The sequence below is a fragment of the Bacillus sp. COPE52 genome (genome assembly GCF_003355115.1).
GTDB classification, from domain to species: domain Bacteria; phylum Bacillota; class Bacilli; order Bacillales; family Bacillaceae_G; genus Bacillus_A; species Bacillus_A toyonensis.
In genome coordinates, this window is sequence record NZ_CP031292.1 from 1,990,914 (window position 1) to 2,013,733 (window position 22,820).

24 protein-coding genes are annotated in these 22,820 nt (G+C 34.4%); 19 read left to right on the forward strand and 5 right to left on the reverse strand.

From position 1 onward, the window contains the following. The first annotated feature begins 96 nt into the window (after positions 1 to 96). From DPQ31_RS10050 to DPQ31_RS10065, 4 genes are all read left to right on the forward strand, one after another. Entirely contained in the window at positions 97 to 594 is a 498-nt protein-coding gene (locus tag DPQ31_RS10050) for a GNAT family N-acetyltransferase (protein ID WP_199631384.1), read from the forward strand. Positions 595 to 605: 11 nt separating this feature from the next. Further along, complete coding sequence (locus DPQ31_RS10055) at positions 606 to 1,346, forward strand: M15 family metallopeptidase (RefSeq protein WP_016091007.1); 741 nt, start codon at positions 606 to 608, stop codon at positions 1,344 to 1,346. 23 nt (positions 1,347 to 1,369) lie between these two features. Then, positions 1,370 to 1,816, forward strand: a complete 447-nt coding sequence (locus tag DPQ31_RS10060; protein WP_097854932.1) for an NUDIX hydrolase — start codon at positions 1,370 to 1,372, stop codon at positions 1,814 to 1,816. Positions 1,817 to 2,001: 185 nt separating this feature from the next. Then, positions 2,002 to 3,477 (forward strand): amidase family protein, encoded by a 1,476-nt coding sequence (locus DPQ31_RS10065; RefSeq protein WP_199631385.1) that lies wholly within the window; start codon positions 2,002 to 2,004, stop codon positions 3,475 to 3,477. A gap of 49 nt (positions 3,478 to 3,526) precedes the next feature. On the opposite strand, the gene DPQ31_RS10070 is transcribed toward DPQ31_RS10065, so the two are convergent. After that, positions 3,527 to 4,744 carry an MFS transporter gene (locus DPQ31_RS10070; RefSeq protein WP_199631386.1) on the reverse strand — a complete coding sequence of 406 codons (1,218 nt, stop codon included), beginning with the start codon at positions 4,742 to 4,744 and terminating at the stop codon, positions 3,527 to 3,529. Between the two features lie 273 nt (positions 4,745 to 5,017). Between DPQ31_RS10070 and DPQ31_RS10075 the strand changes: the two genes are divergently transcribed. The 7 genes from DPQ31_RS10075 to DPQ31_RS10105 all read left to right on the forward strand — a co-directional run bounded on the left by DPQ31_RS10075 (position 5,018) and on the right by DPQ31_RS10105 (position 11,197). Then, a complete protein-coding gene (locus tag DPQ31_RS10075; protein ID WP_000929499.1) occupies positions 5,018 to 5,446 on the forward strand; it encodes an NfeD family protein in 429 nt (142 codons plus the stop codon). 2 nt (positions 5,447 to 5,448) lie between these two features. Beyond that, positions 5,449 to 6,417, forward strand: coding sequence for an SPFH domain-containing protein (locus tag DPQ31_RS10080; protein WP_199631387.1), 969 nt, complete (start codon positions 5,449 to 5,451; stop codon positions 6,415 to 6,417). Then, positions 6,395 to 7,642, forward strand: a complete 1,248-nt coding sequence (gene spoIIP / locus DPQ31_RS10085; RefSeq protein ID WP_306472800.1) for a stage II sporulation protein P — start codon at positions 6,395 to 6,397, stop codon at positions 7,640 to 7,642. Before DPQ31_RS10080 ends, spoIIP begins: the two co-directional genes overlap by 23 nt. A gap of 92 nt (positions 7,643 to 7,734) precedes the next feature. After that, a complete protein-coding gene (locus DPQ31_RS10090; RefSeq protein WP_087970095.1) occupies positions 7,735 to 8,325 on the forward strand; it encodes a histidine phosphatase family protein in 591 nt (196 codons plus the stop codon). Positions 8,326 to 8,331: 6 nt separating this feature from the next. Then, positions 8,332 to 9,108, forward strand: a complete 777-nt coding sequence (locus tag DPQ31_RS10095; RefSeq protein WP_087970096.1) for a Cof-type HAD-IIB family hydrolase — start codon at positions 8,332 to 8,334, stop codon at positions 9,106 to 9,108. Between the two features lie 145 nt (positions 9,109 to 9,253). Continuing rightward, positions 9,254 to 9,799, forward strand: coding sequence for a MarR family winged helix-turn-helix transcriptional regulator (locus DPQ31_RS10100; protein WP_000377478.1), 546 nt, complete (start codon positions 9,254 to 9,256; stop codon positions 9,797 to 9,799). Between the two features lie 201 nt (positions 9,800 to 10,000). Then, entirely contained in the window at positions 10,001 to 11,197 is a 1,197-nt protein-coding gene (locus DPQ31_RS10105; protein ID WP_208732093.1) for an MFS transporter, read from the forward strand. On the opposite strand, the gene DPQ31_RS10110 is transcribed toward DPQ31_RS10105, so the two are convergent. Continuing rightward, positions 11,166 to 11,627: a DinB family protein gene (locus DPQ31_RS10110; protein ID WP_098820996.1), complete on the reverse strand. Its 462-nt coding sequence runs from the start codon at positions 11,625 to 11,627 to the stop codon at positions 11,166 to 11,168. The genes DPQ31_RS10105 and DPQ31_RS10110 overlap by 32 nt on opposite strands. Positions 11,628 to 11,798: 171 nt before the next feature. On the opposite strand from DPQ31_RS10110, the gene alr reads away from it, so the two are divergent. Continuing rightward, positions 11,799 to 12,974, forward strand: a complete 1,176-nt coding sequence (alr, locus tag DPQ31_RS10115; protein ID WP_043322909.1) for an alanine racemase — start codon at positions 11,799 to 11,801, stop codon at positions 12,972 to 12,974. A gap of 48 nt (positions 12,975 to 13,022) precedes the next feature. Here the strand turns inward: alr and DPQ31_RS10120 are convergent, their stop codons facing one another. Together DPQ31_RS10120 and DPQ31_RS10125 are read right to left on the reverse strand one after the other, a co-directional pair. Continuing rightward, positions 13,023 to 13,898, reverse strand: a complete 876-nt coding sequence (locus DPQ31_RS10120; RefSeq protein ID WP_208731845.1) for a GNAT family N-acetyltransferase — start codon at positions 13,896 to 13,898, stop codon at positions 13,023 to 13,025. Between the two features lie 23 nt (positions 13,899 to 13,921). Further along, complete coding sequence (locus DPQ31_RS10125; RefSeq protein ID WP_208731846.1) at positions 13,922 to 14,800, reverse strand: protein kinase family protein; 879 nt, start codon at positions 14,798 to 14,800, stop codon at positions 13,922 to 13,924. Between the two features lie 419 nt (positions 14,801 to 15,219). Here DPQ31_RS10125 and DPQ31_RS10130 point away from each other — a divergent pair, with 419 nt between their 5' ends. Both DPQ31_RS10130 and DPQ31_RS10135 read left to right on the forward strand, forming a co-directional pair. Beyond that, positions 15,220 to 16,428, forward strand: coding sequence for a macrolide family glycosyltransferase (locus tag DPQ31_RS10130; protein ID WP_070173063.1), 1,209 nt, complete (start codon positions 15,220 to 15,222; stop codon positions 16,426 to 16,428). A 319-nt stretch (positions 16,429 to 16,747) separates the two neighbouring features. Continuing rightward, positions 16,748 to 17,593 carry a YitT family protein gene (locus DPQ31_RS10135; protein WP_000831972.1) on the forward strand — a complete coding sequence of 282 codons (846 nt, stop codon included), beginning with the start codon at positions 16,748 to 16,750 and terminating at the stop codon, positions 17,591 to 17,593. 103 nt (positions 17,594 to 17,696) lie between these two features. Here DPQ31_RS10135 and DPQ31_RS10140 read toward each other — a convergent pair whose 3' ends face one another. Beyond that, entirely contained in the window at positions 17,697 to 19,097 is a 1,401-nt protein-coding gene (locus tag DPQ31_RS10140) for a MocR-like pyridoxine biosynthesis transcription factor PdxR (RefSeq protein WP_208731847.1), read from the reverse strand. Between the two features lie 130 nt (positions 19,098 to 19,227). Between DPQ31_RS10140 and DPQ31_RS10145 the strand changes: the two genes are divergently transcribed. The 5 genes from DPQ31_RS10145 to DPQ31_RS10165 all read left to right on the forward strand — a co-directional run bounded on the left by DPQ31_RS10145 (position 19,228) and on the right by DPQ31_RS10165 (position 22,809). Next, positions 19,228 to 19,650, forward strand: coding sequence for a GNAT family N-acetyltransferase (locus DPQ31_RS10145; protein ID WP_001101103.1), 423 nt, complete (start codon positions 19,228 to 19,230; stop codon positions 19,648 to 19,650). Positions 19,651 to 19,751: 101 nt separating this feature from the next. Beyond that, positions 19,752 to 20,879 carry a metallophosphoesterase gene (locus DPQ31_RS10150; RefSeq protein ID WP_097959204.1) on the forward strand — a complete coding sequence of 376 codons (1,128 nt, stop codon included), beginning with the start codon at positions 19,752 to 19,754 and terminating at the stop codon, positions 20,877 to 20,879. Between the two features lie 314 nt (positions 20,880 to 21,193). Beyond that, the gene (locus DPQ31_RS10155; RefSeq protein ID WP_001181781.1) at positions 21,194 to 21,760 is read left to right on the forward strand and encodes a GNAT family N-acetyltransferase; all 567 of its coding nucleotides are present in this window, start codon (positions 21,194 to 21,196) and stop codon (positions 21,758 to 21,760) included. Between the two features lie 6 nt (positions 21,761 to 21,766). After that, positions 21,767 to 22,327 (forward strand): 2'-5' RNA ligase family protein, encoded by a 561-nt coding sequence (locus DPQ31_RS10160; RefSeq protein WP_208731848.1) that lies wholly within the window; start codon positions 21,767 to 21,769, stop codon positions 22,325 to 22,327. After that, positions 22,324 to 22,809 (forward strand): GNAT family N-acetyltransferase, encoded by a 486-nt coding sequence (locus tag DPQ31_RS10165; RefSeq protein WP_000222834.1) that lies wholly within the window; start codon positions 22,324 to 22,326, stop codon positions 22,807 to 22,809. Before DPQ31_RS10160 ends, DPQ31_RS10165 begins: the two co-directional genes overlap by 4 nt. The last annotated feature ends 11 nt before the right edge of the window (positions 22,810 to 22,820 follow it).

Here is a 22,820-nt window from a genome sequence, read left to right on the forward strand (position 1 = left end):
TTTATAATAGGGGAATTAGAAAGGGATTTTCGCAATAATGGAGAAAATCTTTTTACAAGGAAAATTTTTCACAATGAAATAGGTAGGGTGATTTAAGTGATTAGGGAGATCAAAGTAGAAGATGCAGCCCCATTTTTGCAATTAAGTAAGCAATTAGATGAAGAAACGAAATTTATGTTATACGAGCCAGGAGAAAGAAAAACTACAGTTGAGCAACAAGAGCAAATGATTCATCGATTTATACAGAATGAAAAAGCAACAATATTTGTAGCGATTGAAGAAGAGAAAATAGTAGGATTTATTTTAGTGAATGGAAATAACATACAAAGAAAGAGACATGTTGCAGCCATTGTAATTGGTATATTGCAAGAGTGTAGTGGGCGTGGTATTGGAACGAGCTTGTTTAAAGAGGTTGAGAAGTGGGCAAGATTACATGATGTATGGCGTTTAGAATTAACGGTAATGGCCCACAATACAAGAGCTCAGGCACTATATAGAAAAGAAGGCTTTGAGAAAGAGGGTGTCAAAAAAGCTGCTCTTATTATCGATGGACAAAACATTGATGAGTATGAAATGGCCAAATTATTAAAATAAGAGGTCGTTATATGAAAAAAAGATGGACACTACTTGGTATCGTAGCGGCGATACTCATTGTTGGAGTAGCAGGAATCAATTATAAAATGTATAAGGATAAGCAGGCACAGGAAGTGAATGTAAATAACATATTTCCGAAAGCGAAAGAAACGATTGCGAATATGGATGGGGATATTGCGGTAATTAGTAATCCAAATTCGACGCTTGTACTTGTGAATAAAAGTAGGCGTTTACCAGATGGGTATAGACCGCCAGATTTAGTTATTCCGAAAGTACGTTACTCTAGTGAAGGTGATCAAGAAAAGAAAAAAATGAGGAAAGAGGCAGCTAGTGCGCTTGAGGACATGTTTCAACAAGCTGATAAAGAGCGTATTTTCCTTTTTGCAGTCTCTGGATTTAGATCTTTTGATCGACAAAAGGCATTAAATACGATGTATAAAAAACAAGATGGAGAAGCGAAAACTGCGATGTCTAGCGCGATTCCTGGTACGAGTGAACATCAAACTGGACTAGCTATGGATATTACATCGCAATCTGCTAAATTTCAGTTAGAGACAGTTTTTGGGGAGACGAAAGAGGGGCAGTGGCTTTCTGAAAATGCCCATAAATTTGGTTTTGTGATTCGATATACAAAAGAAAAAGAATCAATTACGGGCTATCGGTTTGAACCATGGCACGTAAGGTATGTGGGAAATCCACAAGCTACATATTTATATGAAAATCAACTGACGCTTGAAGAAGTAACAGAGTGAACAATTGAGGGGAGAGAAATATAATGACGATGTTATATAAGAAAAAAGTACATGCATATATTACAAGAGAAAAAGAAGGGATGAAGCAATTACTTGTTTTTAAACATCGTGATATACCTGAAGCTGGTATCCAAGTGCCAGGGGGAACAGTTGATGAAGGAGAAACGTTAGAAGCAGCAGTTTTACGTGAAGTACAAGAAGAATCTGGATTACGTCATTTATGTATAGAGCGTTTCCTAGCAGATTACATCATACACGTGAAGGAAAAACAGGAATATCAAAAACGCCACTTTTTCCACGTAACATTACTAACGAATGTAAAAGATACTTGGGAACATATAGTAAGTGCCGGTGAGGAAGATGAAGGTTTAGTATTTTGCTACGAATGGATTGATATTGCAAAATGCCCTGAATTAGCAGGAAAACAGGGAGAGTTTTTACATTTGTTAGATGTGGTATATGCACAGTAATAAAAAGAGTTTGAAGCGAAGGATGAATCGTTTCAGACTCTTTTTATTTTTCGGGAAATTAAAGGTGTATTAAAAAGTAAGTTGAAACTTTTTAAAGGGATATTAATTTGGAATAGGCTGAGGTGAAAAAATGAAAAAGTAAGAAGTATTCGTAAAAACTAAAAGGGATATAAAGGAGAATATAAATGGAAATTCAGTTTAATCCAGTATTAAAAAAAGAATTAACAATTCATGATATACAGACCGCAATGGAAGAAGGGACGTTATCTTCCAAAGAATTAGTTATATATTATCTTTATAGAATTGCACAATATGATCAAGGTGGACCGAAAATTAATTCTATTTTAGAAATAAACCCGGATGCTATTTTTATTGCAGAAGCGTTAGATTATGAAAGGAAGATAAAAGGTGTAAGGGGACCATTGCATGGTATACCTGTTTTGCTAAAGGACAATATTGAAACGAATGATTCCATGCATACAAGTGCAGGTACGATTGCCCTAGAACAAAATATAAGTAGCGAAGATGCATTTCTCGTTACAAAACTGCGAGAGGAAGGAGCGGTGATAATAGGTAAAACGAATATGACAGAGTTAGCAAATGCAATGTCTTTTGAAATGTGGGCTGGATATAGTGCAAGAGGTGGTCAAACAATCAATCCATATGGAACGGGCACGGATGATATGTTTGTTGGTGGCTCTAGTACAGGGGCCGCAATAGCAGTTGCCGCTAATTTTACAGTATTATCTGTTGGGACAGAAACGGATGCCTCTATTTTGAGTCCAGCTGTTCAAAGCTCTGTAGTAGGCATTAAACCAACTGTCGGTCTAATTAGTCGTAGAGGAATTATTCCGTTCACTTATTCACAAGATACAGCGGGACCATTTGCTAGAACAGTAACAGATGCCGCTATTTTACTAGGGAGTTTAACTGGAGTGGATGAGAAAGATGTAGCTACTCATAAAAGTGAAGGTATGGCATATGAAGATTATACATCTTATCTTGATGTTAATGGTTTAAAGGGAGCGAAGATTGGTGTTTATAGTAATGCTCCAAAAGATTATTACGAAAATGGTGAGTATGATGAAAATTTGTTTGAGGACACGATCCAAGTATTACGTAGTGAGGGAGCGACAGTAGTAGAAAATATTGATATTCCTTCCTTTCATAGAGAATGGAGCTGGGGAGTTCCGCTTTATGAGCTGAAGCATAGTTTAGATAACTATCTTTCAAAATTACCTTCTACTATTCCCGTACATTCTATTTCAGAATTAATGGCGTTTAATAAAAACATAGCAGAAAGAGCTTTAAAATATGGACAAACTAAGTTGGAGGGAAGAAAAGATTATCCTAATACGTTAAGAAATCCAGAATATTTACATGCAAGATTAGAAGATATATATTTTTCGCAAAAACAAGGTATTGATTTTGCATTGGAAAAATATAATCTTGATGCGATACTATTTCCGTCTTATATAGGCTCTACTATATGTGCGAAAGCAGGTTATCCGTCTATAGCAATACCAGCAGGGTATATGGAAAACGGGAGACCTTTTGGAATTACGATTGCAAGTACTGCTTTTCGTGAAGGAATATTAATTAAACTAGCGTACGCTTTTGAACAAGCGACAAAGCATAGAGAAATTCCCAACTTGTCATGAATAGAATGTACAAAAGGACAGGAATTTCCTGTCCTTTTTGATTTATTGATTAAAGTGAAATATCTTTCTGCTCTGTCTTATGATATTTTAATAGGCTAAAAGATAAACAGGCAGAACATAAAATAAGAAAAGAAGCAATCATATAAATCGTACGAACACCGAACATATCAGTAATAATGCCAACGCTAAGCATAGAAAGACCAGAAGCTGTTGAAAGAAGGGCGCCGTGTGCTGTATACATTTTCGATAATAGAGAAGGGGCGACACTAGATTGTAAAACCGTCGTTTGAGAAATATCTCTAATTTGATAACATGGTCCCATTAGAACACATAGGAAAAGCGCAATAAATCCACTGCTTGTTATACCATATAAAAATGTAAGAATACTAAATATAAGTGATCCTATCGCCATGGAGCGTATTAAATTTTTTTGAATATATGTACTTATTTTCCACGCTAATAGACCACCAATTAACGTGCCCACATAATAACTTGTGTTAATATATCCCCACCATTCTTCTCCTTTATGCAGAACAGTCGTTACATATGCCATCGTAATAGCGCCAATCCATATCGTCCCTGCGAAAGTTTCAATTAAGTCCATTAATGTAACTGTGCGCAAAGAAGGATGATGAAATAATAGTTTCCAGCCTTCAAATAAAGCTGTGTTTTTTGAAGAAGAAGGCTCTGTTACTCGTTCGGTATGGATGGAATGTAATGAAATATGCAATGCAATACATCCGAAAATCATTAAAATAATAGTAATCATGAATGTAGAAGTAGCGCCAATGAGCAGAACGATAATACTTGTAAATGAATAAGCTGCCGCTTGTACAATTTGTGATGAAAAGGAAAAGATACTATTTACTTTTACTAATCTTTCTTTTGGTGTTAGGCGTGGAACAATACTGTATAGTAATGGAGCACTCCACCCACTACATAAAGAAATGAAAAAAATGAAAGTTAATAGAGTTACAATGTTTTTGGAAAGGACCGGAAATAATAGCGTTAATAACATGAATAGGGCAGTTTTTGTCCATTGTAATATAAAAAGTACTGAATAAGATGAAAAACGATTCATTATAAGTGGTGCAGATATGTTTGCGATCAAATTTGTGATAACTTGTAATAATGGAAAAAGGGCAGTAATAGTAGCTGATTTAGTTGATATATAGATATGAGTTGTAATAATCATTATGTAAACGATGTCAGCAAGAGTAATACAGATTTTTGATCCTAAATAGTATGATATTGAATGATTCCACATTAAGGATATCACCTTCCAAAAAAATACAAATTCGAGTTAGAATTATTATAAACTGAAAAAAATAATTTTAAAAGAATTAAATTTTTTGTCATTTTTTGAAAGGAATTTTCATGTATAATGAAGAATATATTGATATAGTATTTTATTAATACTTATTGTAACAGCGAATATGTACGATAACTTGCAGTAAACGCCCAAGTATGAGAAAGGGCGGATAAACCATTCTTTTCTTCATATACATATAGAAAATGAGAAAGAAAGTGAGGGTTGCATATGGCTGGTTGGGTGATTTGGTTTATTATAGCGGGTATTTTATTTATCGCGGAAATGTTGTCGATAACGTTTTATATGCTTTGGCTTGGAATTGGAGCTGTTGTCGGAGGTCTTATTGCTTTATTTGCTCCGGATGCACTATTGTTACAAGTTACTGTTGGTGCGATTGTAAGTTTAACATTGACATTCTTTACGAAAAGAATTTCAAAAAACTTTCGAGAAGCAAAAGGTTTTACGGATACAGTAGATATGCTTGTCGGTAAAAAAGGAATTGTTGTGCAAGCGATTACAAATGAAACGAACGGTATTGTGAAGGTGGATGGAGATACTTGGACAGCTATTGCAGATGTTCCGATTGACACTGGAGAAAAAGTCGTTGTTATAAAGAGGCATAGTACTATATTACAAGTAAAAAAGGAGAGTGAATAAATATGATAGCATTAACGTTAACAATTGTATTCGCGCTAATTGTAGTTACATTTATCGCATTAACAATTAAAATTATTCCTCAGCAAAAAGTTGGGGTTGTTGAAAGATTTGGTAAGTTTCAGCGTATTATGCACCCAGGATTAAATATATTAATCCCAATTGTAGATCGCGTTCGTGTATATCACGACTTACGTATTCAACAAACGAATGTACCACCACAAAAGGTAATTACGAAAGATAACGTACAAGTAGAAATTGATACAATTATTTTCTATCAAATTGTCGAACCTGAACTTGCGACATATGGTATCTCAAACTATGAATATGGTGTTCGTAACATTACTTCTGCAACGATGCGTCAAATTATCGGTAAAATGGAACTTGATGAAACGTTATCTGGTCGTGAAAAAATTTCAACAGAAATTCGCTTAGCGCTTGATGAAGCAACAGAAAAATGGGGCGTTCGTATTGAGCGTGTTGAAGTAGTAGACATTAACCCGCCAAAAGATGTGCAAGCATCGATGGAAAAACAAATGAAAGCAGAACGTAATAAACGTGCGATTATTTTAGAAGCTGAAGCAGCAAAACAAGATAAAGTTCTTCGTGCGGAAGGGGAAAAACAAAGTAAAATCTTGATGGCCGAAGGGGATAAAGAAGCACGTATTCGAGAAGCTGAAGGTTTAAAAGAAGCCAAAGAATTAGAAGCGCAAGGGGAAGCAAGAGCAATTGAAGAAATCGCAAAAGCAGAACAAAACCGAATTGAATTACTTCGTGCAGCAGATTTAGATGAACGCGTACTTGCTTATAAATCATTTGAATCATTGATTGAGGTTGCAAAAGGACCAGCAAATAAAGTCTTTATTCCATCTAATGCAATTGAAACACTTGGTACTCTTGGGGCAATCGGAGAAATCTTTAAAGAAAAACAAGCGAAGAAATTGCCTTCAAATGATACAGGTAAAGAACAATAAGAGTGAGGAAGAGGAATGGGATGCCATTTCTCTTTTTTGTGCGTATATTACGAAAGGCTTGTACATATCCATGTATAAAGAAGGTGATACAGTGAAAAAGTATGCAACTCGTATACATGGGAAAAAACTAATCTCGTTACTTTTTTTATATGCGCTAATAGTAATAATTATCGCGTCAATTTTGACGTCGCTTTTACATACAATGAAATCAAGTTATGCGAATCAATGGTTTGGAAAAGTGTCTATGCAAGGTTTTGTTCAAATGATAGAAAGTGAGAATCACTATTATGGATTTGATTATTTTAAGCAGAATAAACGGGAGTCTGTTGGGAATTTGATGTTCTCTATTGCGACAGATTTGAAAATTAAAGATTTAAGAACATTTGTCGGTAAAGAAGTACCTGGTATGTCAAAGTATTACTCTAACATTATCGTAGCTGGGGAAGGGACAAACTTTACGAATATCCCGAATGAATCTAGTGTACCGATTGAAGAAGTAACGAAAGAGCGAGAGGTAGCAAAAGATAAAGTTACAGAAGCAGAAAAGAATAATCCGGTGCAGAAAAAGAACGGAACGAAAAAAGGTGAAAATGCAGTATACATTTACCATACACATAGTTGGGAATCCTTCTTTCCTTTATTACCAGGAGCTACCGATCCATCGAGTCCAGATGTAAATGTGTCCTTATTAGGAAAACGTATGAAGGAGCAACTTGAAGAGCAAGGAATTCCAGTAGTTCATGATAAAACGAATATGGGTGATTTACTGGCAAGTAAAAAATGGAAATGGTATCAATCGTATACAGCATCTCATGGATATGTAAAGGAAGCATTAGCACAAAATAATAAAATTACTTTTCCAATTGATATACACCGTGATGATCAGCGCAAGAAAGTAACTACAAAAGTAATTAACGGGAAATCGTATGCAAGATTATATTTTATAATTGGGATGGAAAATGAAGGACGTACTGAAAACGAAAAAATTGCAAGAGCAATCAATAGTTATTTAGATGAAAACTATTACGGATTAAGTAGAGGGATTTTTCCGAAGTATAAAAAAGATGGAAACGGCGTTTATAACCAAGATTTATCTAAAAACGCGATGTTAATTGAAGTTGGTGGTGTGGATAATACGTTAGATGAATTATATAACACAATTGATGTATTAACGGAAGCACTTAGTAAGTATTATTGGAATGATGCGGAGAAGGTAAATGGGTGAGGGACGGGAGACCGTTCCTTTTTTATTATGAAAAGTTAAAAATATGATATAATGTAATCTTCTGAACATTAAATCAGGGAGTGGGGGAACGAATGCAAATACTATTAATACGACACGGAGAATCCGAAGCGGACATCCTGAATGTACATGAAGGAAGAGCTGACTTTGAATTAACAGAAAAGGGAAGACAGCAAGTACAAAGACTTATACAGAAAGTGAAGGCTGACTTTCCACCAGATTTCATTTGGGCAAGTACATTAAAACGTGCCCGTGAAACTGGTGAAACATTAGCGGAAGCAATTGGTTGTCCAATTCAATTAGAAGAGGAATTAATGGAGTTTAATAATGGGGTGCAAGCCGGTTTATCTTTTGAAGAAGCGAAAAAATATCCTGAGCCAAAGTTTCTTCATGACCGTTTTGAAAATGGAGAATCATTTATTGAATTTAGAATGAGAATAGAAGGAATCTTTTCTAAAATCGTGACAGAGAATACATATGATCGGATAGCAATCGTTGCACACGGTGGTGTAATAAATAGTCTATTACGAGCATTTTTCCAAATGCCAATTTCAATGGATTATTACTTTAAAATAGGAGATACGGGAATAAGTTTAATTGAAATTGATGGTGAACAAAAAACGGTACATTTCATTAATGATACGAATCATTTAGGCGGGATGTAGAGACTTATGTATAAAGTTGTATTTTTCGATGTTGACGGTACGCTTTTAAGTGAGATTGATAGAAGTATGCACGAAAGTACAAAAGAAGTGATAAGAAGGTTAATAGATAAAGGGATTCACGTAGTTGTTACAACAGGGAGACCATATAGTTTATGCTCACAATTTAAAGAACTAGGCATAGACACATTTATTTCTGCAAATGGTGGACATATAAAGTGTAAGGAAGAAGTTATTCATAAATCGATACTTTCAAGTGAAATTGTTCATGATATTTCAAATTTCGCTGAATTACATGGTCATAGTGTTTCTTACTTTACAGAAGAATTTTCTATGAATGGTATAGCCTCAAAAGATGAACGTGTAATACGAGCATTAAACGAAACTTTAAATTTAGAGCGGTATCCTGATAAAGTTAGAAACTTATCAGAAGAGATGTATTGTATATGTCTGTATGCTGATGAAATGGAAGCTCAAAAATTTTTTGAAAGATATCCAATGCTTACGTTTGAACGTTTTCATGGTTATGTTATGAATGTGCTGGAAGATAATAAAGTATCGAAGCTAACTGCAATCCAAAAGGTATTGGAACATTTAAATATTTGTAAGTCAGGAGCAATGGCATTCGGAGATGGTGGAAATGATATTGAAATGCTACAGTATGTAGGTTTAGGAATTGCGATGGGGAATGGTGGAGAAGAGTTAAAAACAAAAGCTGATTTCGTTACAAAGAAATCAAGTGAAGGTGGCATTTCGTTTGCTTTAAAAGAGTTTAGGATCATTTGAAAAAATAATTAGTAAGTGAAAAAAATCCTGTTTTCATAATAGAATTTTTTTCTAACAATACTCTTGCAATAAAAGGAAGGAAATGAGTATAATATAAAAGTAGTTAGGTAAGCTAATTAAATAGGGGGAAGGAGAGTGAAAATGAATGGATTCAAAAAAAGGTGCTCTTCCTTTAGGGATTGATCCATATGCAGAGTTAATAAAAAAGACAGCATCAGCGGAAACAGATCCAATCGCAGCAAAACTTGGTTTGTTAATGTTATGGACGTCTGATAATGTTCTTGATGCTGTTGACGTAGATTTAGCTCCGCTTGGTATTTCGGAAAGCAAATTAGATTTTTTATTGTTATTTATTTTGCGTGAAATGGAATCGAATGGAGAAGAAGTGAACATGAGTCCGTCGGATATAGCGAGTCGATTAGGGATTACACGTGCTTCTGTCACCGGCTTATTAGATTGGATGGAGAAACGAGAGTTAATCGTAAGGTTCCATCATTCTGAAGATCGAAGAAGATTAAAGGTGAAAATTACTCCGAAAGGAAAAGAACTAGTTACACATTCTTTACCGACTTTTTGGTCATCTTGCGCTTCGTTAGTTAATGACTTTAATCAAGAAGAGCGTCAAGTGTTAGAGAAGCTATTAAATAAAATGCAAGTAATTATGCAGATGAAATTAGGCGAAGGTAGGTAAATAAGTTGATTGTGAGAGTCAACTTTTTTATTTAAACATATAATTAGGTTACCTTATTATATGTTTAGCTAATTTAAAGGGCGATAATGTATTTATTAACGTAAACGAATTAAGTGAGTGTTGAAGGGATTTTATTTTGAGTCATTTACTTTATAAGTTTTCAATCGATGAGGAAAATCAATGTAAGGGGGAGATTTTATGATGGAAATATCAAAAGAAGTAAATAGTGGGAGGAATTATACAGTAATGACAGCGGTGTTATGTTGGGCAGGTATGGTAGTTATGTCCAGCCTATATGTGACCATTCCTTTAATCGCTCTATTTTCAGACATTTTTAAGGTTTCATTAGAGCAATCTGCGGCTACAGGCAGTATATTTTCGGTAGGTTTTGCTATAGGTTGTTTGTTATTTGGGGCAATCTCTGATAAATATGGGCGAAAAAAAGTGATTTTTATTGGATTGCTTGCACTGTCGATTGTTTCTTTTTTCTTAGGGTTTGTGGATAGCTTATTTTGGCTTATTATTCTTCGAGGGTTACAGGGAATAGCAGCAGCTACATTTTCTCCAGTGGCGTTAGCTTACGTTGTAGAAATGTTTCCAGTAGAGAAAAAAGTTACAACGATAGGGTTTGTTAGTACCGGTTTTTTAGTAGCTGGAATTGCAGGGCAGGTAATAAGTACTGCTGTTAGTCAGCATTTTGGATGGCATATGGTGTTCTTTCTTCTTAGCTTTGTCTATATCATTACTGCTGTATGGGTTCATTATTCTCTTCCGAAAGGGGAAACGTCTCAAGCTTATACGGATATTTTGGGGCCAATGAAACAGATGGGGAAAGTTTTTACACATAAAAGCTTAGTATGGAGCTATATGGTTGCGTTTGTTTTATTAATGGCTTTTGTTAATATGTATACTGTTTTAGGGAATTATTTGAGCTCTTCTACTTACAATTTAACAGCAGAACAAATTCTTTATTTTCGCTTAGCAGGGTTATTTGGTATGTTATTATCACCATTTGCAGGTCGTTTAACACAGAGGTTCGAAGTAAAGAAAGTTCTTCAAGGAGGATTGTTAGTTGCTATTTTTAGTCTAAGTTCAATGGGATTTATTTCGACACTGCCGTTACTTGTAATGATGAGCGTCTGCTTCGTAATAGGTATTGCTATATCGGTTCCATCTTTAGTTTCTCTTGTCGGCCAATTAGGAGGGAGAGCAAGGGGAATAGCGGTTTCTATTTATACTTTCGTTTTATTTTTAGGAACTAGTATAGGACCTATTATTTCTATTTATCTTATGAAAATAGGGAACTATGCTCAGACGTTTATTTTATTAGGAGTCATACTCTTTATTGGCTTTGTTTCCACTCTTTTCATTCAAATAAAGGAATGCAAGGATCTTTAACATGCTCAACTAGTAAAATGTGAATTTGACTGCGATGATGATAAAAGTGAGCGACGATTTCAAGTAACCATTCGAATCGAGAATAAGCAATATCCCAATAAGCAGTCATAATTTCCGCTAATTCTTCATTGGAATAGGATAAAAAAGTTTTAGAAAGTAAATCGTACCCTTGTATCATCATTTGTTGCATTTGAGTAATTGTTTCGGGTGTTTGTTCTATATAAAAGGTATGTAACTCTTTTTCCGAAATACCATTTAAGATGAGTAAATCAGCATGGCAAATAAGGGAAAGATGTGTACACATTTCAAATAATGACCGCTTTGATTCAATCGGTGTTATTTTCAAATCACTTTCATTATATTGATTCAGTATTTGGATAGAAGTATCAACAGCAACTTTTAGTTGATGCAACGCAGATTGTATAAACATTGTAATTCTCCTCATCTCCATATATAATTAATTCTTAAGGGTATTATATCATACTTAAAATTCCGAAAATTCTAGTAGTTTGACTAGCATAGTGAAACGTATTATATTGTAAAAGGTCATATGAAACGTGAAATAGAATGGAATGCAATTATTGAGTTAGGAGTTAGACCAATGAGTTTGAAATATGGAAGAGATACAATTGTTGAAGTTGACTTAAATGCTGTAAAACATAATGTAAAAGAATTTAAAAAACATGTAAACGATGAAAATATTGCAATGATGGCTGCTGTAAAAGCGAATGGGTATGGCCATGGGGCAGTTGAAGTTGCGAAAGCTGCGATTGAAGCAGGGGTGAACCAGCTTGCAGTTGCATTTGTCGATGAAGCGATCGAATTAAGAGAAGCTGGAATCACTGTACCGATCTTAATATTGGGTTATACATCAGTTGCAGCTGCGGAATCCGCAATTCAATATGACGTTATGATGACAGTCTATAGAATAGAAGATTTACAAGGCATAAATGAAATTGCACAACGTCTTCAAAATAAAGCACGTATTCAAGTGAAAATCGATACAGGAATGAGCCGTATCGGTTTGCAAGAAGAAGAAGTTAAACCATTTTTAGAAGAATTAAACCGTATGGAGTATGTAGAGGTAGTAGGGATGTTTACACATTACTCTACGGCAGATGAAATTGATAAATCGTATACGAATATGCAAACAAGTTTATTTGAGAAAGCTGTAAATACAGCAAATGAATTAGGGATGCAAATACCATACATTCATAGTTCAAATAGTGCAGGGTCAATGGAACTAAGCAATACATTTCAAAATATGGTTCGCGTTGGTATTGGAGTTTACGGCATGTATCCTTCGAAAGAAGTGGATCATACAGTCGTTTCCTTACAGCCTGCATTGTCATTAAAATCAAAAGTAGCTCATGTTAAACATGCGACGAAAAATCGTGGTGTTAGTTATGGAAATACGTATGTAACAACGGGTGAAGAATGGATTGCGACTGTGCCGATTGGTTATGCTGATGGCTATAATCGCCAGTTATCTAATAAAGGGTATGCATTAATTAATGGAGTTCGAGTGCCGGTTATTGGTCGTGTTTGTATGGATCAGCTTATGCTGGACGTTACAAAAGCGATGCCAGTACAAGTAGGGGACGACGTGGTATTTTACGGCAAACAAGGTGAAGAAGAAATTGCTGTAGAAGAAGTAGCGGATATGTTAGGCACAATTAATTATGAAGTTACATGTATGTTAGACAGAAGAATTCCTCGTGTTTATAAAGAAAATAATGAAACGACTGCGGTTGTAAATATATTAAGAAAAAACTGAATCGATATGATTCAGTTTTTTCTTTACTTTTCGTAAATGAAAATTGGGCTATTGATGTTTTTTGAACAAGTCATAATAATTATGCTTCATTATAATTTCAAAGCCACAATGTGTATATAACTGTAAAGCATTGTTATTTTTCGTTTCGACGTCTAATTCAATCGTTGAAACTCCTTCTGTAATGAGTGTATGTACCATATAACTTAGAATATCTTTACCATATCCTTTACCTTGATAAGAAGGATGGACTGCGAAGCCTGAAAGTGTAGTAGATTGCTCTTGGTGAGTAACTGTAATCGTTCCAATTGATTTTTCATTCATAAGAGCAACGTAAACTTGATGAGAAGGTGACTTCATCATTTTTTGTAACCATGTGGATGTATTTGCTACAGAATCCCCGAAAGCTTTACTAGAGATTTCTATGAGATCAGGAAGTAATTCTGAAGATGCGATGGAAAGTTTAATAGTATTCTTCATTGTTTCTCGTTTTTTATTTGATTTACAAGTCATATTATACTCGCTGTATAGATAAGGTAATTTCATTTGATTTGCAAATGCTTTCCCAGATGAGGAATCTCCGTTAATGATGAGAAGAGCTTCGTCTATGTCTCTTTTTTGCATTTCGTTCATGGCAGTTTGTAAAAGGGTAGTGCCTATATGTTGTTTTCTATAGTTTGGGTGCACGAATCCTATTAACTCCAGTTTAGTCGGTCTTTCAAAGTCGTACATACTTAATGCACCAATTAATTGGGTATCATCAAAAAATAGAAAATCATTGATTTCTTTTTTATTACGAGCAGTTAAAAAGTTAACATGTAAATCTGATGAGTAATCAATTTGATCGTATTGTCCGCAAATATGAGCTAAATCTTTCATTTGCTGAATTTCGTTTGCTGTTAAAGATTTCTTTTTTTCAATGTTCATTTCATAATCCCTCGCAATCGTTTTTAAAAATAGGATGGGTAACTTAACCATTTCTTTAATTCCACACTACCTTGAACAGATAACAGTCGGTACAAATAACGATAAGGCTGTCTACATTCCTCAAGATGAGGAATAGACATAATTGTTTCGTAACCACTTTTAAAGGCATGAGCCTCTTTTTCTGAAAGTACATATTCTAATCCGATAAAATCAAACTCTCGCGGGGCAACTGCATAAGCTTCTGTATCTACTAAACCAGTAATAGTTATACCATCTGATAAAAACTGAGTAGGATCCATATCAATTAAGACGAGTGTAGATTCCTTTGGTGTTGGTAAGGTAGAAAGTTGTGACTCAAAAGTATGAAATGTGTTATATATGCTCTCGTTATCGGAATAAAACCTATTCACAAGTTCTTTACTCACTTTTAAAATGTGTGGCTGGAATTCCGCTAGTGGAACTTGGAGTGTACGTGACGGATTTCCTACGAAATGGGCTGTATACTTATGTATTTGTGCTAGTCCTTTTCCTAGGCTGAATAAAATAGAATCTGGTTGCCCAATAAAAGATTGAACTGTATTACCTACTAATTTTTCAGCCACAATGAATTCTCGGCCATCTAAAATATGTTTTTCTACAATTGTTGGGATAGGAAGATTTGTATGTTTTTGCAGCAATGCATGTACCGTTTCTAAATGATGTACGTTCCTTGGATCAATTCCAAAGAGATTTTTGCATCCCCACCAAAAATCATTATTTGGCTCTTCATTCATTTTAGAAGAACGAACGATAACTTCTGCATCTGCTGTTTGAATGAGAAAAACGTCACTTGCATGATCTTCATAGCCTGGATGTAAAGCTCGGATGGATAGAATAGGTGAAGTGAATAGTTGTTGTAACATGAAATTCCCTCATTTTTTCTGTAAATTCTATAAATTCATTATATAACAGAATATGTACCCCGTGGATCATGATAGGGGACAATATAGAGCATACATAAATTTATAGTGAGAAATCAGCATGGAAATTATATTTTTCTAGTTTTGTATGAATTATCAAAATAATGTTTTCGAATGATAAACGTGAAAAATGCTCGAATGTAAAGTTCGTATGATACGAGATATGAAAAGTAAAAGGGGAATGAAGTGCCTATTTATAAGGTTCTGTACTCGTAATAGTGCGGGCTTTAGACAATATTTCTCAATAATAAAATGAAGAGAAAGATAGGAAGAAGGAGAATAGATTCCTATATAATAGATTTAAATTAATTAACATGATTTAGTATTAATTAATGTGTGTTGAATCGAAAGGAGAGAATGGTATGGCGAACGTACTCGTAATAAATTTCCCTGGAGAAGGTCATATTAATCCGACGATAGCAGTTGTTAATGAGTTAATTCGACGTGGGGAAACAGTTGTATCATATTGTATTGAAGATTACAAAAACAAGGTTGAAGCAACAGGCGCTGAATTTCGATCATTTGAGAATTTTCTTTCGCAAATTAATATTATGGAACGAGTTAATGAGGGTGGTAGTCCTTTGACGATGCTGTCCCATATGATTGAAGCATCAGAACGTATTGTTACTAAAATTGTAGAAGAAACAAAAGGAGAAAAGTACGATTACTTAATATACGATAATCATTTTCCGGTTGGACGTATTATAGCGAATATTCTACAGTTGCGAAGCGTTTCTTCTTGTACAACCTTTGCTTTTAATCAGTACATTACTTTTAATGATGAGCAAGAATCGAGCCCAATAGATGAGACCAATCCATTATACCAATCTTGTGTAGTGGGAATGGAAAGATGGAAAGAGCAGTATGGAATGAAATGTAAAAGTTTGTATGATATTATGAATCATCCTGGCGATATTACGATTGTATACACTTCAAAAGAATATCAGCCACATTCGGATGTATTTGATGAATCGTATAAATTTGTCGGTCCATCAATTGCTACTCGAAAAGAAGTGAACAGTTTTCCTATTAAAGATTTAAAAGATGAAAAAGTGATTTTTATTTCTATGGGAACAGTTTTTAATGAACAACCTGCCCTGTATGAAAAATGTTTTGAAGCGTTTAAAGATGTAGAAGCGAAAGTCATATTAGTTGTTGGTAAGAAAATAAATATAAGTCAATTTGAAAATATTCCGAATAACTTTAAGTTGTATAATTATGTGCCGCAATTAGAAGTATTACAGCATGCTGATGTATTCGTGACACATGGTGGTATGAACAGCTCGAGTGAAGCGTTATATTACGGTGTCCCGTTAGTTGTAATTCCGGTAACAGGAGATCAGCCTTTAGTTGCGAAACGAGTGACTGAAGTAGGGGCTGGAATAAGGCTTAATCGTAAAGAATTAACTTCTGAATTGTTACGTGAGACTGTAAAGGAAGTAATGGATGATGTAACGTTTAAGGAAAATAGTCGTAAAGTTGGAAAGTCACTTCGAAATAGTGGTGGGTATGAGAGAGCAGTTGATGAAATATTTAAAATGAAAATGAATTCATATTTAAAGCTTAAATAAAGTGAAACTTTAATCAGTTTGGACTTTGTTCATCTACAACTGATTGTTAGCTCACACGAATCGGACGTTTTTGGGTAGCCGACTCTTTGTTTCAGCTGAAATTTGAAACGGGAGTCTACTGCTCGCAAATAGCAGAATAAACGCTTAAAACACACTTATTGTAATATGTAAGTGTGTTTCTTCTATTAGGCTTTAAATCAATTACATAAAAATCACTGTAAAGGTGGAACTTCTGTGTATATAAACTGATATCTTTGTATTAGTAGTAAGATTACGTTAAAATAATACTAAGAAAATATATAAGTTTTGGGGGTAATGAATGAAGAGAGTATTTGAATACGTATTATTAACAATTGGTTCCATTATTGTAGCGGGTTCACTAGAACTAATTTTAGCGCCTAATGGACTAGTAGATGGTGGGGTAACGGCTATTGCTATTATGGCAAATAAAGTTGCAGGATTACCGCTGTATGGCGTGTTTTTAGGACTTAATATTCCTATTTTACTATTTACTGCAAAAGTAATGGGGAAGAAGTTTTTTATACGTACATCGTATGCGAATGTCGTTACAACACTCGGATTGATTTATTTAAAACCATTTCCAGCGATTACAACTTCTGAACTATTAATTGTACTTTATGGTGGCGTACTGTTTGGAATTGGTGTAGGGATTGTAGTGAAAATGGGCGGAGCAATAGATGGCTCAGAAATGTTAGCAGTTTGGATGAACAAACACTTTAAGGTACCGATTAGCACATTTTTACTTGCTGTAAATGCAGTTATTTTCATTTTTGTGGCCATTTTATTTTCAATCGAACAAGCGATGTTCTCATTAGCAATTTTCTATATTGTTACGAAGATGATTGATTTCATATTAGATGGCATTAATCAAGGAAAGAGCGTCATGATTATTTCTGGTAAGAATAAAGAAATAGGCGATCTACTTATGAAAGAATTGCAATTATCCGTTACGTATCTACATGGAGAAGGTGGTTTTTTAGGAGAGCATAAGAGAATCATTTATTGTATTACAAACCGTTTCATTTATCCGAAAATGAAAGATCTCGTTCTCTCTGTAGATCCAACTGCTATAATTGAAGCTTCTTATTCAACAGAAACAACTGGTGTTAAGCGTCCGGGAAGGACCGCTCGATCAGGTGATTAACTAAAAGAAGATTGTCCAAAAAGCTATTTTGGACAATCTTCTTTTTTGTTTTGTTGAATTGTTATTGTATTGCGAGTTAAACTCAGCGTTAGCAAATTCTCTTTTAACTAGGAAACCAAGCTTCATTCAATAAGTTTACTACCGTTTCAATTTTATTTTCGGGAATACTACCGAAACCGAGTAATACGTAAGGTTCTTTGCGTAAATCATTTACAAAATCATAGGGAGAAAGTGGATATAACTTAATACTTTGTTTCTTAGCTGATTCAATAAGTTCTTGTTCATTCATATTGTTATGGATACGTAGAACAATATGAAGACCTGATTGTTCACCAAGAATTTGAACATTAGTACCCATTTCTTTCACAATGAATTTTACTAATGTATGATGTTTTCTTTTATATAACGTACGACTGCGGTTAATATGACGTTCCCAATTTCCACTTTGTATAAAATTAGCGAAAGCAAGTTGTTGTGTAGTAGAGACTGTTTGTTTAAAAATACCTTGCAACGCTTCATACGTTTTTAAAAGATGCGGTGGTAAAACAACATATCCCATTCGTAAAGAAGGTAAAAAAGATTTTGAGAAAGTCCCCATATAAATAACACGTTCATTTGAGTCAAGACTTTGTAAAGACGGAATTGGTTTACCTGTGTAACGGAACTCCCCATCATAGTCATCTTCAATAATATATCCATCGCGATCATTGGTCCATTTTAACAATTCCAATCTTCTAGATAAAGGCATAATCATTCCAAGCGGAAATTGATGTGATGGCGTAACGTATGCGACATTGGAATTTGTATTGTATAAGTTAGAAATACGAATCCCTTTTTCGTCTAATGGAATGGGATGAATTTGTTGATTGCAGCTTTTAACAATTGCATGTATACGGTGAAATCCAGGATTTTCAATGCCGTACTCTTTTGTAGGACCAAGCAGTTGAATTAGTAGCCAAAGAAGTGGCTGTGTTCCGGCACCAATCACAATTTGATCAGGTGAAGAATATACACCGCGCGCATGATATAAATATGTTGAAATATGTTCTCGAAGAACGAACTCACCTTGTGGGTCTTCTTTAGCAAATAACGCATTTTCGTACTTTAGTATTGCTTCTTGTAACGCTCTTTTCCAGTTTGTAATCGGAAAAGCAGTTTGATCAATAAGACCTTGGCTACAATCATATTCAAACGGATCTTCTATTAAATTGCTCTTTTCCTTTGCCATATTTAATTTTTTATTCGGGATAACGTCAATATCGACATTTGCAACAAAAATACCACGCTTCGGTTTACTTTCTACATAACCTTCAGCTAATAATTGTTGATAAGCTGATTCAACAGTAATGCGGCTAATATTAAGTTGTGACGCTAAGTTTCTATGTGAGGGAAGACGTGTACCAACAGAAATAGTTCCCTGTATAATTTCATATTTTATAAATTCGTAAATTTGTAAGTAAATAGGTGTATTGCTTTCTAATTGCAATGGGATAGTAAAATCCATAGTAAGAACTCTCCTTTAAAACTGGCCTTATAAAAAATAATTAAACTGTCACTTAAGTGAAGGGCAGATACTCCCTATAATAATGATATAACATTTAGAAAATTATACAAATTGTTAGGGGAGAGTTCAAATGAATGTTAAAGAAGTAGTAACAGAAGCACAATTACATGAAGTATTACCTATTTTACAGCAATTACGAACACAGCTTTCCGAAGAGGAAGCAGGCTTTTTATTTCGAAAAATGAAAGAAGAAAATTATAAACTATTTTCGTTACGTAATGAAGATGATGAAGTTGTTGGCCTTGCCGGTGTAGCAATTTGTACGAACTTTTATAATAAGAAGCACGTTTTCGTATATGACCTTGTAACAGCAGAAGCACATCGTTCAAAAGGATATGGGAATGTATTACTTTCTTATATAGAGAACTGGGGAAAGGAAAATGGATGTGAGTCTATCGACTTAACATCAGCGTTTCCTAGAATTGATGCTCATCGTTTTTATGAAAGGGAAGGGTATGATAAGGTAAGTTATTCTTTTCATAAAAAATTATAAAGAAAGATAGGTTCTATATGACATAATATAGAACCTATTTCATTTAGAAAGGTTTATAATTTATTTTGTATAAAGAAAGAAAATGATTGGAGCGTTTATACTTGGAGAAAATAAAGAAACTATCTATCCCTAATAATGCTAGAGTTATCATAATGTCTGATATTCATGGAGAATTGAACCTTTTAAAAGAATTACTACATAAAGTTAACTTTAAGAATGAAGATTATTTAATTATTAATGGAGACCTTTGTGAGAAAGGAAGCGATAGCATCGGCGTAGTAGACTATGTAATGGATCTTGTAGAGAGTAATTTAAATGTTCACGTTGTTGAAGGGAATTGTGAAGTTTTAGTTGATGCTCTTCTAAATGAAAATCCAGGTCTCATTAATTATTTATGTACGAGAAAGCATTCGATTTTTAATGAATGGTTAGAACAATTACATTTTTCTATTCAGGAAGATACTTCAATTCAGGAAGTGAAGGAAGTACTGTTAAGTCACTTTTCAAAAGAAATAAATTGGCTAAATGAGCTGCCAACAGCGATTGAAACAGAAGATTATATTTTTGTACATGCTGGACTGGAAGATAGAGTAGATTGGAAAGAAACAGCGCGCAAAAATGCGATAGCAATGCCAGAGTTTTTTAATAAATCGCATAGAGCTAATAAGTATGTAGTTGTTGGGCATTGGCCTGTTGTGAACTATTCTGAGGAAGCCCCGTCTAACAATCCAGTTATTGATAAGGAGAAAAAAATTATTGCAATTGACGGCGGGAATGCGATTAAAGAAGCAGGGCAATTAAATGCATTTATCATTCAGAGGAAACTAACAGGTGATACGTTTTCTTATACATATGTAGACTATTTTCCAATTTATGAAGCAACAGCAGAATTTAATGCTGATGCAACAATGCAGGGAGGGGTTACATATCCGTATTATTACATAGAGCCGGTGGAGAAGAGGCGAGATTACACAATATGCAAGCAAAAGGAAACGAATAAATTACTCAATGTGAAAAATGAATATATTAGGCAACGTGAGTCAGGTGAATACACAGTGAAAACTGATATTTCTTGTGCGCAAATAGATGTTAGAAAAGGGGATATTGTTTCTCTCATTGATGGTAGCTGCGCAGGGTATGATTTAATTAAAAAAAATGGAGTAGAAGGCTGGATAGAGAAAGGGATTCTACTTGAGATAAATAAGAAGGAAAGTAAAATATTGAGCTGAAATAGGAGGGATGTAACCTCCTATTTTTTATTAACTGCGTTACGGTCACGTATGTCATCTTTAGCTATTATGGAGGATTTATCTTCTGGCATTCCGTTTCATATCTTCTTGAAATCGTTGATACATCCCTTGAACTTGTTCAAAAATAAATTCCTCCTGGAATATGGTGAGATTAAAGGTTAGAAGACTATTTTCTTTATAAATAATAGGTGCCAAATAACAAAATGAAACAATATATTATAGAGTTTTGTTTTGATTTTTCTGAAAAGATATTATAATTATATATGAAATAAAGAGGAATGTAGGAGGAAATTATGCAAAACGTTATAAAAAAGGGGAACAAAGTTACAATTCGTACAATTGAAGAATCAAATATAAAAACATTATGGAGCCTCGTATTTAAAGAAGAAAATCCAGAATGGAAGAAGTGGGACGCGCCATATTTCCCTTTCTCAATGCAAGAATACGCACCTTATAAAGAAAAGATGTTAACTCGTTTACAAGAAGAACCTCTATCAAATTTAATTATAGAAAATAACGGTCAAGTTATAGGTACAGTCGGATTTTATTGGGAACATAAACCGACGCGTTGGTTGGAGATGGGAATTGTTATTTATGATCCAACATACTGGAATGGTGGCTACGGTACAGAAGCATTAACATTATATCGAGATTTATTATTTGAAAAGATGGAGATTGGTAGAGTAGGGCTCACGACGTGGTCTGGTAATGAACGAATGATGAAAGTAGCTGAGAAAATAGGAATGACTTTAGAAGGTAGAATGCGCAAATGCCGATATTATAACGGAACATACTATGATTCTATTCGAATGGGAATGATTCGTGAAGAATGGGAAGCAATATATGTAACAAAGGGGTGAGGACGCATGTACGCTATTATTGCAACATTTGATAGTGTGTTTACTAATAAGATTATAGAATTGCAAAATGAACTAACGAATATAATAGAGTCAAATCAATTAGCTGGAGTAGAACCGCATATCACACTTGCGGACTATAAGGAGTTAGATGTTAATTTATATACTAAGAAAATAGAGGAGTTTGTAGCTATTCAAGAGAAAATGGCTGCAGTGAATTTTTCTTCTGTTGGAACTTTTCCTACAAACGGAACGATTTTTCTAGCGCCGACTCTTACCGATGAATTGTTAACACTTCATCATTCTTATCATGATCATTTCCAAGCTTTTCATGATAATCCAAATTCATATTATGTACCGGGCAAATGGGTTCCGCATTGTACGATAGCGAATCATTTGAACTCGACTCAGTTTTTAAGCGCAATGGAGTATATATATGGGAATTTTGATGTTAAAGCAGCTTCGATTGAAAAGTTAAAATTAATTAAGGTAAATTATGAAAATGGTTCTGCCGTTTCTTCTAGTATAGTAGCAGAATATAATTTAATGAGAATGGAGACATCGAGATGACATATGTAATTAGAGAGATGAAGCAAGAAGATATTCATGCTGTACAAACAGTAGCGAAAGTAGCTTGGCATGATACATATGAAGGCATTATTCCGAGAAAGATTCAAGACAGTTTTTTAGACGAGGCATATTCTGATGAAAAAATGAAATATCGTCTTAAAAATACACATTTATTCGTTGCGGAGGAAGAGGGAGAAGTAATAGGATTTGCTAATTTTTCACCAGTTAGATTGCAAAACGAAGCAGAATTAGGTGCGATTTATTTGTTACCAGATCAGCAAGGGAAAGGAATAGGAAGTGCTTTATTACAAAGAGGGATTAAGGCGTTAAAAGGGATCCGGAAACTGTACATACATGTAGAAGCAGCAAATGAAAAAGGTAAACGTTTTTATGAAGCGAAAGGTTTTGCTGAATTAGAGCAATTTGAAGAAGACTTTGAAGGACATTTGATGCAGACAGTAAGGATGGTTTTATACATATAAGGAGGACTAGA